Source organism: Cellulosimicrobium sp. NPDC055967 (assembly GCF_042269845.1).
Classification (GTDB): domain Bacteria; phylum Actinomycetota; class Actinomycetes; order Actinomycetales; family Cellulomonadaceae; genus Cellulosimicrobium.
Map to the genome: position 1 here is coordinate 130,027 of NZ_JBHJYJ010000004.1, position 13,276 is coordinate 143,302.

The window sequence follows — 13,276 nt, forward strand, 5'->3', positions numbered from 1 at the left end:
CGCGGGGGGGCCGGGGCGGCCACGGCCGTGGCGGGGCTGGGGCGGCGGGGCGGAGCCCCCCCGCCCCGGCGCGGCGGGGCCGGCCCCGGCGGGTGCCGGCCCCGCCGTCGTGCTGCCGTCAGGATGCGGGCGCCGTCGTCGGGCCGGAACCGCACCGGGCGCCGTCGTGCCGTGCGAGACTGCGCCCATGACCTCCGACGACGCGACAGCGAGCCCTTCCGCCACGCCCCAGAGCGGTGGGGAGGCGTCGGCCGTACCCGTGCCGGTGGACGGTGCGGTGCCGGGCGCGCTCGACGTGCCGGGCACGTGGAACGCGCGCGACGTCGGGGGACGGGCCGTCCCGACGGGCCACGACGAGCCCCTGCGCACCGGCGTCCTGCTGCGGACGGCGAGCCTGTCGCGCCTGACGCCGGCGGGCCAGGCGGCGCTCTCCGACCTCGGGGTGACGACGGTCCTCGACCTGCGCGGGGACGACGAGCTCGAGCGCGACGGCGCGGACGCGGTGCCGGGCGGCGTCCTGGTGCTGCGCCGCGGCATGGACCCCGCACAGGGCCTGCAGGGCGGGGGCGGGGACGGCGGGGGAGCGTCGGCCGACCCCGCGGCGCTCATCGCGGGCTTGCTGGCGGCGGACGACCCGGCCGCGGTCGCGCGCCGCATGATGCACGGCGTGTACGCGACGTTCGTGCAGGACCCGGGCATCCGCGCGACGGTCGGGCGCGTGCTCGGCGAGGTCGCGTCGTCGGAGGGGGCCGCGGTCGTGCACTGCTCGGCGGGCAAGGACCGCACCGGGTGGGTGGTCGCGCTCGCCCAGTACGTGGCGGGCGTCGGCGAGGAGGACCGCCTGGCGGAGTACCTCGCGAGCCGCTCGGCCGTGGGGGGTCTCGCCGCGCTGGTCCCGCCCATCCCGGGGCTGTCTCCCGACGCCCTGGGCCCGGTCCTGACCGTCGAGCCGGAGTACCTCCAGGGCGCCTGGGAGCTCGCGGCCCGGGAGCACGGGAGCGTGGACGGCTATCTCGTCGCGTGCGGGGTGACGACCGCCGTGCGCGACGCGCTCGTCGCTCGCCTCGTGGCGTCCTGACCGCTGCTTCCCGCCACCTCCGGTCGCCTCGCGTCGCTCCTCGGCGCGCCGACCGGGCGCGACGCGCCACGCCCAGTCGTTGCCCGATCGGTCGAGGCTCGCTACTTTCGAGGGGTCGGCTCCGTGCGTCGGCGCAGGTCGCCCGGGTGATTCACCCGATTAGGGCTCCTCGTCGGGGCACGCCGGGGCGACTGAGTGGGCCCATCCGCCTGACGACGAGTAGGTGACTTGCGTGGCACTTCCACCCCTGACCCCAGAACAGCGCGCGGCGGCGCTCGAGAAGGCCGCAGAGGCCCGACGCGTGCGCGCCGAGGTGAAGAACAGGCTCAAGTACTCCCAGGGCTCCCTGAAGGAGGTCATCGAGCGCGGGCAGACGGACGACATGATCGGCAAGCTCAAGGTGGTCTCGTTGCTGGAGTCCCTGCCCGGCGTGGGTAAGGTGAAGGCTCGGGCGATCATGGAGGAGATCGGGATCGCCGAGACACGTCGTGTCCGCGGCCTCGGTCCCCACCAGTCCGCGGCCCTCATCGAGAGGTTTGGCTGACATTTCCGCGCACCCGTCCGACCCGACGCCGCACGCCCCCACCGAGGGGACGTCGGCGCCGGTGGTCTCGCCCGGCCCCGCCCGCCTGACCGTCCTGGCCGGTCCGACCGCCGTGGGGAAGGGGACCGTGTCGGCCGACATCCGGGCCCGGTACCCGGAGGTGTGGCTGTCGGTGTCGGCGACCACGCGCGACCCGCGGCCGGGTGAGGTGGACGGCGTCCACTACCTGTTCGTCGGCGCCGACGAGTTCGCCCGCATGGTCGCCGAGCGCGAGCTGCTCGAGTGGGCGGTGGTGCACGGTCGCAACAGCTACGGCACGCCCCGGCGCGCGGTCGAGGAGAAGCTCGCTGCGGGCGTGCCGGCGCTCCTGGAGATCGACCTCCAGGGCGCGCGTCAGGTGCGCGCCTCGATGCCCGAGGCGCGCTTCGTGTTCCTCGCCCCGCCGAGCTGGGACGAGCTGGTGCGACGGCTCGTGGGCCGCGGCACGGAGGACGCGGAGGAGCGTGAGCGTCGGCTCACGACGGCGCGGGTCGAGCTCGCGGCGGAGTCGGAGTTCGACCACGTGATCGTCAACGACGAGGTGCACCGCGCGACGGACGAGCTCGTGCGCGTCATGGGGCTCGAGCCGCGCCCGGCCGGGGCCACGCCCGGCGAGCGCGTCCCGGCGGCGGGTCCCGCGCCGTCCGGGCGCACCGAGCAGCACACCGAGTAGACTGTCCTGCGGTGCCCGTGCGCGGGCCCGCTCCCCGATGGGCCGCCGGCCCGGTCGGCGGCCCGTCAGCTCTGCGCGGTGCCGCGGCCGCCAGGCCCCGGACGGAGCGGTCGGCGCGCCGCCGCCATCGACCAGCTGCAGCCGTCGGCTGCAGACCCTTGAACCCACGGAGCGAACTGTGTCCGGAACCGTCGCCGCCCCCGAGGGCATCACCGACCCGCCGATCGACGACCTGCTGGAGCACGTCGACTCGAAGTACGCGCTCGTCATCTACTCGGCCAAGCGCGCGCGCCAGATCAACGCGTACTACTCGCAGCTCAGCGAGGGCCTGCTGGAGAACGTCGGGCCGCTGCTCGAGACGCGTAACCAGGAGAAGCCGCTGTCGATCGCGATGCGCGAGATCAACGCGGGCCTGCTGACGATCGAGGCCGAGCCCGACGAGGCCGACGAGGCCTGAGCCCGTACGCCGCGCACCTCCGCAGGGAGGGCGCGGCGTTCGTGCGTCCGCGGCCGTCCACGGCCGGGCGGGCGCGGTGCGGAGCCGGACCGGCGGGAGGAGCGACATGCGGATCGTGCTCGGGGTGAGCGGCGGGGTCGCGGCGTACAAGGCCGTGCTGCTGCTGCGGCTGCTGCGCGAGCAGGGCCATCGGGTGCGGGTCGTGCCCACGGCGTCGGCGCTGCGGTTCGTGGGCGCCCCCACGTGGGAGGCGCTGTCGGGCGAGCCCGCGACGGACCAGGTGTTCGAGGACGTGGAGCACGTGCCGCACGTCGCGCTGGGCCAGGGCGCCGACCTGGTGGTCGTGGCGCCCGCGACCGCGGACCTGCTCGCGCGGGCGGCGGCGGGCCGGGCGGACGACCTGCTCACCTCGACGCTGCTGACCGCGCGCTGCCCGGTCGTGATGGCGCCTGCGATGCACACCGAGATGTGGGAGCACCCGGCCACGCGCGCGAACGTGGCGACGCTGCGCGAGCGTGGCGTGCACGTGATCGAGCCGGCCTCGGGCCGCCTGACGGGTGCCGACACGGGCCCGGGCCGCCTGCCCGAGCCGGACGAGATCGCGCGCGTCGCGCTGGCCGTCGCGGCGGACGACGCTGGTCGTGCCGAGGACGCCCCGGCGGGGGGCGACCTCGCGGGCCGTCGGGTCGTGGTGTCCGCGGGCGGCACGCGCGAGCCGATCGACCCGGTCCGCTTCATCGGCAACCGGTCCAGCGGCCGGCAGGGGGTCGAGCTCGCGCGCGCGGCGCGCACGCGGGGCGCCCACGTGACGCTCGTCGCGGCGAACCTCGCCCCGGACGTCGCCGCGCTGGTGCAGGACGCGGGCCTGGACGACGTGGTCGCGGTCGAGACGACCGCCCAGCTGCGCGAGGCCGTGCGCGCCGCGGCGGCGGCGGCGGACGTCGTGGTGATGGCGGCGGCGGTCGCGGACTTCCGCCCGGCGCACGCCCCCGGGGCGAAGATCAAGAAGGTGCCGGGCCGCGGGCCGGAGCCGATCGCGCTCGTCGAGAACCCGGACGTGCTCGCCGAGCTCGCGCACGACCGGCTGCGCGCCGGCCAGGTCGTCGTGGGGTTCGCGGCCGAGACGGGCGACGCGGACGGGTCGGTGCTCGACCACGGCCGGGCGAAGGCGCGCCGCAAGGGCGCGGACCTGCTCGTCGTGAACGCGGTGGGCGAGGGGCTGGGGTTCGGCGTCGACGCGAACGACGTGACCGTCGTCGACGGCGCCGGCGAGGTGGTCGCGACGGCGGGCGGCACCAAGCGCGCGGTGGCGGACGCCGTGTGGGACGTCGTCGCGGGCCGCGTGGCCGCGGGATCGGCGGGTGGCGGGGTCGCGCGGGCCGAGTGACCCGCGTCTCGTCTCGCCTACCGGATGCCCGCGCCCACGCCTCGGGACAGTAGGCTGTGCGGCATGGCTGATCTGCGTCTGTTCACGTCCGAGTCCGTCACCGAGGGGCACCCGGACAAGGTCTGCGACCAGATCTCCGACTCCATCCTCGACGCGCTCCTGGCGCAGGACCCGACGTCCCGCGTGGCGGTCGAGACGATGGTCACCACGGGCCTCGTGCACGTCGCGGGCGAGGTGACCACGGACGCGTACGTCGAGATCCCGCAGATCGTGCGCGACGTCGTGCGCCGCATCGGGTACACGTCGTCCGCGATCGGCTTCGACGCGGACTCGTGCGGCATCTCGGTCTCGATCGGGCAGCAGTCCCCTGACATTGCGCAGGGCGTCGACAAGAGCCTCGAGGAGCGCGACGACCAGCGCGACCACGACCCGCTCGACGCGCAGGGCGCGGGCGACCAGGGCCTGATGTTCGGGTACGCGAGCGACGACACGCCGAGCCTCATGCCGCTGCCGGTCTGGCTCGCGCACCGCCTCGCGGAGCGTCTCGCGCTCGTGCGCCGCGACGGGACGGTGCCGGGCCTGCGCCCGGACGGCAAGACGCAGGTCACCATCGGGTACGACGGCGACCGTGCGGTCACGCTCGACACCGTCGTCCTGTCCACGCAGCACGACCCGGACGTGCGCCAGGACGCGCTGCACCGGCTCGTCGCGGACGACGTGGTCGCGCCGGTCCTCGAGGCCGCGGGCGTCGACCTCGACACGCGCGCGACCCGGCTGTTCGTCAACCCCACCGGGACCTTCGTCGTCGGCGGCCCGCAGGGCGACGCCGGCCTGACGGGACGCAAGATCATCGTGGACACCTACGGCGGCATGGCCCGCCACGGGGGCGGCGCGTTCTCCGGCAAGGACCCGTCGAAGGTGGACCGCTCCGCCGCGTACGCGACGCGCTGGGTCGCGAAGAACGTGGTGGCGGCGGGACTCGCGCGCCGCTGCGAGGTGCAGGTCGCGTACGCGATCGGCAAGGCGCACCCCGTGGGCCTGTACGTCGAGACGTTCGGCACCGAGAAGGTGCCGGTCGAGCGCATCACGGCCGCGATCCGCGAGGTGTTCGACCTGCGTCCCGCGGCGATCATCCGCGACCTGGACCTGCTGCGCCCCATCTACGCCGCGACGGCCGCCTACGGACACTTCGGGCGCGAGCTGGAGCAGTTCACGTGGGAGCGCACGGAGCGCGTCGCGGACCTGCAGTCCCAGGTGTGACGCGCCCGGCCGGGCCCCGCGCGGCCGAGAACGCCGGGACGCCCGTCGACCGGCCTGCCGTGTCCGTGACCGCCCGGGCGACCGCTCCGGTGGCGGCTCGGGCGACCGCCGGGGTCGTGACGGCGGCGCGTGGTTCGATGACGTCGTGAGCGAGCCCGAGGACACGTCGCAGGCGGTGCAGGACACCCTGCCGGGCGTCACAACGCCCGCGGCACGGCGCCCCGCCGTCCCGGCGTCCCTGCAGGTCGCCGACCGCCTGCCCGTCGCGCGCCTGGCGCTCGACCTGGCGCCCCCGCACCTGGACCGCGCGTTCGACTACCTCGTGCCCGCCACGATGTCCGACGACGCGCGGCCCGGCGTGCGGGTCAAGGTGCGGTTCGCCGGCCGTGACGTCGACGGGTACGTCCTGGAGCGGACCGAGCGCTCCGACCACGACGGCCGCCTGCTGCCGCTGCGCCGCGTCGTCTCGCCCGAGCCGGTGCTCTCGCCCGCCGTAGCGCGGCTCGCGCGCTCCGTCGCCGACCACTACGCGGGCACCCTCTCGGACGTGCTCCGCCTCGCCGTCCCGCCGCGGCACGCGCGCGCCGAGCAGGCGCTCGCGGCCTCCGTCGCCGCGGCGCCCGTCGGCGACGGCGCGGGAGGCGTGGCGCCGGACGACGGTGTGCCCGCTGCCCCGCCCGGTACGGACGGTGCGGGGGGCTCCCCGGGGGCGCCCGGCGGTTCGGTATGGACGCCGTACCGCGCCGGTGCGGCGTTCCTCGCGCACGTCGCAGGCGGGGGCGCCCCGCGGGCCGTGTGGACCGCGCTGCCCGGGCTCGCGCCCCCCGCCTCTCCTGCGCCGGGGTCGGAGTCCGCGTCAGGTGCGGACGAGCGAGGACGGGGCGTGGGCCGGGCGCGCCGCGGGGCGGACCCCCTGCCCGTGACGCACTGGGCCGCCGCGGTCGCGGAGGCGGTGCGCGCCGCGCGGTCGGGTGGCCGGGGGGCGCTCGTCGTCGTGCCGGACGCGCGCGACGTGGACCAGGTGTGCGCCGCCCTGGACGCCGCGGGCCTGCCCGCGTGGGACGCGGCCACGGGCGGGGATGTGGTGCGCCTCACCGCGGACGAGGGGCCCGCCCCCCGGTACCGCGGGTTCCTCGCGGTGCTGCACGGGCGGGCGCGCGTCGTCGTGGGGACCCGGGCGGCGGCGTTCGCCCCGGTGGCGGACCTCGGCCTCGTGGTGTGCTGGAACGACGGCGAGGACACGCTCGCCGAGCCGCGCGCCCCCTACCCGCACGCGCGCGAGGTCCTCGCGCTGCGCAGCGACCAGGAGGGGGCCGCGTTCCTCCTCGGGTCGCACGGCCGTACGGTCGCGGCGCAGGCGCTCGTGACCCGGGGCTGGGCGCACGACCTCGCCGCGCCGCGCGACGTCGTGCGGGCGCGGGCGCCCCGGGTCCGCGCCCTGACCTCCGTGGAGCTCGCGGCCGAGGGCCCGGGCGCCGCGGCCCGGATCCCGACCGCCGCGTGGCGGGCGGCGCGGTCCGCGCTGGAGCAGGGCCCGGTGCTGGTGCAGGTGCCCCGCTCCGGGTACGTGCCCGTCGTCGCGTGCGGGCGCTGCCGCACGCCCGCCCGCTGCACGGTGTGCCACGGCCCGCTCGCGCTGTCCGGTCCGCAGGCGACGCCGCAGTGCGCGTGGTGCGGGGCGCTCGCGGGCGGCTGGTCGTGCGCGGAGTGCCACTGGACGGGCCTGCGGTCGGTGCGCGTGGGATCGCAGCGCACGGCGGAGGAGCTGGGTCGCGCGTTCGCGGGCGTGCCCGTGCAGGTCTCTGGCGCGGCCGCCGCGGGCGGGGTGCTGGCTGCGGTGTCGTCGCGCCCGGCGCTCGTGGTCGCGACGCCGGGCGCGGAGCCGGTCGCCGAGGGCGGGTACGCGGCCGCCCTGCTGCTGGACGCCGCCGTGAGCACGGCGCACGTGGGGCTGGACGTCGCGCAGGACGCGCTCGCGCGCTGGCTCGCCGCGGCGGCGCTCGTGCGTCCGGCGACGGCGGGCGGGCAGGTGCTCCTCGTCGGGGACGCGGCGCCGGCGCCGACGAACGCGCTCGTGCGCTGGGACCCGGCGCTCCTCGCGGACCGCGAGCTCGACGAGCGGTCCGAGCTGTCCCTGCCGCCCGCCGTGCGGGTGGCGGCCGTGACGGGGGACCGTCCGGCGGTCGCGGCGCTGCTGGGGCGGGTCGAGCTGGCGCGGCCCGACGCCGTCCTCGGGCCCGTGGAGGTGCCCGCGCCCCCGCCGCGCGGGCGGGGGGGCGGCACGGGGGCGGGCGGCGCAGGAGGCGGGACCGTCGACGGCGCGGGGCCGGGCATGCTGGACGCCCCGCCGGTGCGCGCCGTCGTGCGGGTGCCCGTGCGCGACGGCCGCCGGCTCGCGCGCGAGCTCGCCGCGTCGCTCGCGGTGCGGTCCGCGCGCCGGGAGCCGGGTAGCGTGCGGGTGGAGCTCGACCCGAAGGAGATCCTGTGACGACTCACCCCGCGACCCGCGACACCCCCGAGCGCGCGATCGACGCCGTGCTGTACGACTTCGGCAACGTGCTGGTGGGGTGGGACCCGTACGGCGCCTTCGCCGGGCTGGAGCGGGAGGTGGTCGACGCGTTCTTCGCCGACGTCGACTTCCGGGTCCTCAACCACGAGCGCGACGCCGGGGCCACCTGGGCGGACGCGCGCACCGCCGTCGCGGCGTCCCACCCGCACCACGTGGCGCTCCTGGACCGGTACGTCGCGCAGTTCCCCGCGACGCTCACCGGCCCCGTGGAGGGCTCCGAGGAGCTCGTGCGCGAGCTGCGCGACCTCGGGCTGCGCCTGTTCGGGCTGACGAACTGGTCCGCCGAGCTGTACCCCCACGCCGGGCCCGCCGCCCCGGCCACGACGCTCATGGAGGACGTCCTCGTCTCCGGGCGCGAGGGCCTCGCCAAGCCCGACCCCGCGATCTTCGCGCTCGCGGTCGACCGGTTCGGCCTCGACCCGGCACGCACGCTCTTCACCGACGACAGCGCCGCGAACATCGACGCCGCGGCCCGGCTCGGCCTGCGCACGCACCTCTTCGACGGCACCCCCGGCCTGCGTGCCGCCCTGCGCGACCTCGGCGTGCCGGTCGCGCGGAGCCGCGAGGCGTCGTGACCCGCGGCGGGAGCCAGGCCGCCCCGCGCCGTCTCACCCTGCGTGAGCGGGACGTGCTCGTCCGGATGATCTGCGAGGGGTTCCGCGGCGAGCCCGTACCGCCGGGCCAGGACGCCGAGGACCGCCGCCGCTGGCTCGCGCAGGTCGACGCGACGCAGGTCCTCGGGACGTGCGGTTGTGGCACGTGCCCGACCATCGACCTCGCCGTCACCGGGATACCGGATGCGTCGGCAGCGCCACGCGTCGTCCTGGAAGGGGAGGTCGACCGCGCGCTCGTGCTGCTCTTCGTGGACGCCGACCGCCTGAGCTACCTGAAGCTCGCGCCGCTCGACGACACGGATTTCCTCGAGCTTCCGCCCGCGGGCGAGCTGCGGTTCTGACGGTCACAGTCGGGGCGGCGGGCCGAGCCAGCACCTGGGTCGGGGGTCGGTGGTCGGACCGGGCCACCTAGAATCGGGCCCATGCGCCTGCTGTTCGCCGGGACCCCGGATACCGCGGTCCCGTCCCTCGACGCCCTCCTCGACTCCCGACACGACGTCGTCGCCGTCCTCACGCGCGCCGACGCGCCGTCGGGCCGGGGGCGGCGTCTGACCCCGAGCCCCGTCCGCGTGCGCGCCGAGGAGGCCGGGATCCCCGTGATCACCGACCGTCCCCGCGGCGAGGACTTCCTCGCGCGCCTCGCGGAGCTCGACGTCGACGCCGCACCCGTCGTCGCGTACGGGGAGATCCTGCGCCCCGACGTGCTCGCCGTGCCGCGCCACGGGTGGGTGAACCTGCACTTCTCCGTCCTGCCGGCCTGGCGCGGTGCCGCGCCCGTGCAGCGCGCGATCATCGCCGGCGACGAGGTCACCGGTGCCACGACGTTCCTCATCGAGGAGGGCCTGGACTCCGGCCCCACGCTCGGCACGACGACCGAGACCATCCGCCCCCGCGACACCGCCGGGGACCTCCTCGGCCGCCTCGCCGTGTCCGGCGCGGGCCTGCTCGTCGCGACGCTCGACGCGCTCGAGGACGGGACGCTGCGCCCGCAGCCCCAGCCCGCCGACGGCGTCACCCACGCCGCGAAGCTCACGCCCGCCGACGCGGAGGTGCGCTGGGACCACCCGGCGCTCGCGGTCGACCGTCTCGTGCGCGGCTGCACCCCGGCGCCGGGCTCCTGGACCACGGTCCCCGGTCCGGACGGCGCGCCCGTCCGCCTCGGGCTCGGCCCGGTGACGCCGCGCCCCGACGTCACGGACCTCGCCCCCGGGCAGGTGCGCGCCGGGAAGAAGGAGGTGCTCGTCGGCACCGCGACGCACGCCGTCCGGCTCGGGGACGTCGCGCCCGTGGGCAAGAAGCACATGCCGGCCGCCGACTGGGCGCGCGGGGCCCGCCTCCCCGAGGACCTCGTGCTCGGCACGGAGGTCTCCCGATGAGCGGCGGCACGCCCGCGGACCGCGACCGCGACGCCGCGGACCGCCGGCCGTCGACCAGGGGATCGAACGCACGTTCGAGCGACCGGGCGGGCGGATCCGCCCGGGACGACCGCGAGTCGAACGCGCGTTCGAACGCGCGCGGAGAGACGGGGCGCGATGGCTCGAACGCCCGTTCGAACAGGTCGGACGGTGACCAGGACCGCCGTGCCGACGAGCGCCGCGACGCCCGAGGCCGCCAGCGCGGCGCCGCCCGCTCCCGCGGCGAGACGTCCCGCAGCTCGAACGCGCCGTCCCAGCGGCGCAAGGGCACCGACCTCGCCCGCGCCGTCGCCTACGACGTCCTGCGCCAGGTCGACGGCTCCGACGCCTACGCCAACCTCGTCCTGCCCCCGCTGCTGCGCGAGCGCGGCATCCGCGGCCGCGACGCCGGATTCGCCACCGAGCTCGCCTACGGCACCCTGCGCCTGCGCGGTCGCTACGACGCCGTCCTCGCGCTGTGCCTCGACCGGCCCCTCGACCGCCTCGACCCGCCCGTGCTCGACGTCCTGCGCCTCGGCGCCCACCAGCTCCTCGGCATGCGCGTGCCCCAGCACGCCGCCGTGTCCGAGACCGTCGGCCTCGCCCGGGAGCGCACCGGCGCCGGCAGCGCCCAGCTCGTCAACGCCGTCCTGCGCCGCGTCGCGCGCACCCCCCTCGACGACTGGCTCACCACCATCGCCGACGACGCCCCCGATGACCTCGCGGCGCTCGCGGCCACCCAGAGCCACCCGGTCTGGATCGCCCGCGCCCTGCGCGACGCGCTCGCCGGAAACGGACGCCCCGTCGCCGAGCTCGACGCGCTCCTCGCCGCCGACAACGACGCCCCCCGCGTCACGCTCGTCGCCCGCCCCGGCCTCGCCGCCCCCGACGAGCTGGCCGACGGCGACGACCGCGTCACGCCCTCGCGCTGGGCCCCCACCGCGCTGCGCCTCGAGGGGGGCGACCCCGCCGCGTTCGGCGCCGTGCGCGACGGCCGCGCCGGCGTCCAGGACGAGGGCAGCCAGCTCGTCGCCCTCGCCCTCGCCGCCGCACCGCTGACCGGTCCCGACGCGCGCTGGCTCGACCTGTGCGCCGGCCCCGGGGGCAAGGCAGCGCTCCTCGCGGCGCTCGCGGCCGAGCGAGGAGCCCGGCTCGTCGCCAACGAGGTCCAGCCGCACCGCGCACGCCTCGTGGAGAAGGCCCTCGCTGCCGTCCCGGCCGACGCCGTGGAGGCCGTCCGCACGGGCGACGGCCGCGCCGTCGGGCAGGACGAGCCGGGCGCCTACGACCGCGTGCTCCTCGACGCTCCCTGCACCGGCCTCGGTGCGCTGCGCCGTCGTCCCGAGTCCCGCTGGCGGCGCACCCCCGCCGACCTCGCGACCCTCACCGGGCTCCAGCGCGAGCTCCTCGACTCCGCCCTGGACGCCGTCCGGCCCGGGGGAGTGGTCGGCTACGTCACGTGCTCGCCCCACCTCGCCGAGACCCAGGTCGTCGTCGCCGACGTGCTGCGCCGCCGCGACGACGCCGAGCTGCTCGATGCCCCGGCGGCCGTGCGCGACGTCGTGCGCCCCGAGGCGCGCGACGCGATCGAGCTCGGCGACCGCTTGGACGTCCAGCTCTGGCCGCACGTCCACGGCACCGACGCGATGCACCTCACGCTCCTCCGTCGCATCTGACCAGGCCACAGTGCCTTTGTCAGGATATTCGGCGGAAGTCCATGTCATGATAGTCGGGCATAGTTCGCTGGCAGGAGGGTAGACGCGATGACAGGACACTGGACGGGCGCCCGGAGCGCACGCGACATCGGCGCGGCCGTCCGCAGGGTACGGCGAGCGCAGGGCATCACCCAGGCGGAGCTCGCCGACGACCTCGGAATCACTCGCCAGTATCTCTCTGAGCTCGAGAACGGCGTCGACAACCTCTACATCACCCGGCTCTTCGAGGTCCTCGACCACCTCGACATCTCCCTCCGCCTCGAGGATCGATCGTGAGACGGGCCGAGGAGCTCGACCTCTGGCTCTACGGGACTCACGCCGGGCGCTTCACGCGACGACGAGACGATCGCGTCGACCTCACATGGACCGACGAGGCCTACGAACGGTGGGGGATCGGCGCGCGAACGCTGTCCCACCTCCTCCCGATGGAACCCGACGAACCGCCACACCCCGCCCGGGCCACCGCATGGCTCGACGGGCTCATGCCCGAGGGCCGCGCCCGCGACCAGATGGCCATGGAAGCTGCCGTCGACCCCGAGGACCACCTCTCGTTCTTCACGGCGTACGCAGGCGACACCATCGGGGCCGTAGAGCTGCGCTCTCCAGGCCAAGCCGGCCATCGATCCGTTCCCGCCGAACGGCTCGACGACGCTGCGGTCGCCAGGCTCCTTCGAGAAGGCGTCGCGCGATTCGGCGGCGTCGGACGAAGCAAGCACCTCACCAGCTCCCTGCCCGGCATGGAACCCAAGATCACCCTCCTCCACGACGAGCACGGCTGGGCCCGCCCCCACGGATCTGCCCCCACCACCCACATCCTCAAGGTCGCCCGGCCCTCCGACTCACCCACCGCCGACCTCGTCAACACCGAAGCCGCCGCCCTCGACCTCGCCCGCCGCGTCGACCTCACCACCGTCGACGCCCACGTCACCGAGTTCGACGGTGAGCGCGCCATCGTCGTCACCCGCTACGACCGCATCCCCGAGCCCCGCGAACCCAGCGGCACCGCCCGCCTCCACCAGGAGGACGCGGCCCAAGCCCTCGGCATCAACACCCGCGACCCCGAACGCAAGTTCCAGCACGGACGCCGCTTCCCCTCCCTCGCCGCCATCGCCCGCACCCTCCGCGACGACGGCACCCGCCCCGACCCCCTCCTCGCCCTCACCACCTTCAACCTCGCCATCGGCAACACCGACGCCCACGCCAAGAACATCTCCGTCCTGCGCCACGCCGACGGCACCGTCCGCCTCGCCCCCGCCTACGACGTCTCCATGCACCTCCACCACGACCACGCCTCCCGCGTCTTCGCCATGGACGTCGCCGGAGAACGCGACATGGACCGCCTCACCGCCGAGGACCTCGTCACCGAAGGCACCACCTGGGGACTGCCCCGACGCCGCGCCCAGCGCGCCGTCACCCAGACCCTCGACGCACTCCTCGCGGCGCTCGCGGACGTCGACCGCGACGCCCACCCCGGCGTGAGCCGCCACGCCTGGCGCACCGTCGAGCAGCGCACCACCGACCTCCGCCGAGGCATCCTCGCCTGATC

The 13,276-nt window shown here is 76.5% G+C and carries 13 protein-coding genes; all 13 read left to right on the forward strand.

Annotated elements, in window-relative coordinates:
- Positions 1 to 187: 187 nt before the first annotated feature.
- The 13 genes from ACFC2L_RS07250 (at position 188) to ACFC2L_RS07310 (ending at position 13,274) form a co-directional block, all read left to right on the forward strand.
- Positions 188 to 1,078 (forward strand): tyrosine-protein phosphatase, encoded by an 891-nt coding sequence (locus tag ACFC2L_RS07250; protein WP_375823601.1) that lies wholly within the window; start codon positions 188 to 190, stop codon positions 1,076 to 1,078.
- A gap of 232 nt (positions 1,079 to 1,310) precedes the next feature.
- Positions 1,311 to 1,622 (forward strand): integration host factor, actinobacterial type, encoded by a 312-nt coding sequence (gene mihF / locus ACFC2L_RS07255; RefSeq protein WP_021482878.1) that lies wholly within the window; start codon positions 1,311 to 1,313, stop codon positions 1,620 to 1,622.
- 61 nt (positions 1,623 to 1,683) lie between these two features.
- Positions 1,684 to 2,334, forward strand: a complete 651-nt coding sequence (gmk, locus tag ACFC2L_RS07260) for a guanylate kinase (protein WP_375823810.1) — start codon at positions 1,684 to 1,686, stop codon at positions 2,332 to 2,334.
- 178 nt (positions 2,335 to 2,512) lie between these two features.
- Positions 2,513 to 2,791 carry a DNA-directed RNA polymerase subunit omega gene (gene rpoZ, locus ACFC2L_RS07265; RefSeq protein WP_047234226.1) on the forward strand — a complete coding sequence of 93 codons (279 nt, stop codon included), beginning with the start codon at positions 2,513 to 2,515 and terminating at the stop codon, positions 2,789 to 2,791.
- Positions 2,792 to 2,897: 106 nt separating this feature from the next.
- Positions 2,898 to 4,178: a bifunctional phosphopantothenoylcysteine decarboxylase/phosphopantothenate--cysteine ligase CoaBC gene (coaBC, locus tag ACFC2L_RS07270; RefSeq protein ID WP_375823602.1), complete on the forward strand. Its 1,281-nt coding sequence runs from the start codon at positions 2,898 to 2,900 to the stop codon at positions 4,176 to 4,178.
- Positions 4,179 to 4,241: 63 nt separating this feature from the next.
- Positions 4,242 to 5,438 (forward strand): methionine adenosyltransferase, encoded by a 1,197-nt coding sequence (metK, locus tag ACFC2L_RS07275; protein ID WP_375823603.1) that lies wholly within the window; start codon positions 4,242 to 4,244, stop codon positions 5,436 to 5,438.
- Between the two features lie 145 nt (positions 5,439 to 5,583).
- Positions 5,584 to 7,926, forward strand: coding sequence for a primosomal protein N' (locus tag ACFC2L_RS07280; protein ID WP_375823604.1), 2,343 nt, complete (start codon positions 5,584 to 5,586; stop codon positions 7,924 to 7,926).
- A complete protein-coding gene (locus ACFC2L_RS07285; RefSeq protein ID WP_375823605.1) occupies positions 7,923 to 8,582 on the forward strand; it encodes an HAD family hydrolase in 660 nt (219 codons plus the stop codon). Before ACFC2L_RS07280 ends, ACFC2L_RS07285 begins: the two co-directional genes overlap by 4 nt.
- The gene (locus tag ACFC2L_RS07290; RefSeq protein WP_375823606.1) at positions 8,579 to 8,962 is read left to right on the forward strand and encodes a hypothetical protein; all 384 of its coding nucleotides are present in this window, start codon (positions 8,579 to 8,581) and stop codon (positions 8,960 to 8,962) included. The genes ACFC2L_RS07285 and ACFC2L_RS07290 overlap by 4 nt, the downstream gene beginning before the upstream one ends.
- 81 nt (positions 8,963 to 9,043) lie before the next feature.
- The gene (gene fmt / locus ACFC2L_RS07295) at positions 9,044 to 9,997 is read left to right on the forward strand and encodes a methionyl-tRNA formyltransferase (RefSeq protein WP_375823607.1); all 954 of its coding nucleotides are present in this window, start codon (positions 9,044 to 9,046) and stop codon (positions 9,995 to 9,997) included.
- Complete coding sequence (locus ACFC2L_RS07300; RefSeq protein ID WP_375823608.1) at positions 9,994 to 11,691, forward strand: RsmB/NOP family class I SAM-dependent RNA methyltransferase; 1,698 nt, start codon at positions 9,994 to 9,996, stop codon at positions 11,689 to 11,691. Before fmt ends, ACFC2L_RS07300 begins: the two co-directional genes overlap by 4 nt.
- An 87-nt stretch (positions 11,692 to 11,778) precedes the next feature.
- Entirely contained in the window at positions 11,779 to 12,006 is a 228-nt protein-coding gene (locus tag ACFC2L_RS07305; protein WP_253049387.1) for a helix-turn-helix domain-containing protein, read from the forward strand.
- Positions 12,003 to 13,274, forward strand: coding sequence for a type II toxin-antitoxin system HipA family toxin (locus tag ACFC2L_RS07310; protein ID WP_375823609.1), 1,272 nt, complete (start codon positions 12,003 to 12,005; stop codon positions 13,272 to 13,274). Before ACFC2L_RS07305 ends, ACFC2L_RS07310 begins: the two co-directional genes overlap by 4 nt.
- Positions 13,275 to 13,276 lie beyond the last annotated feature (2 nt).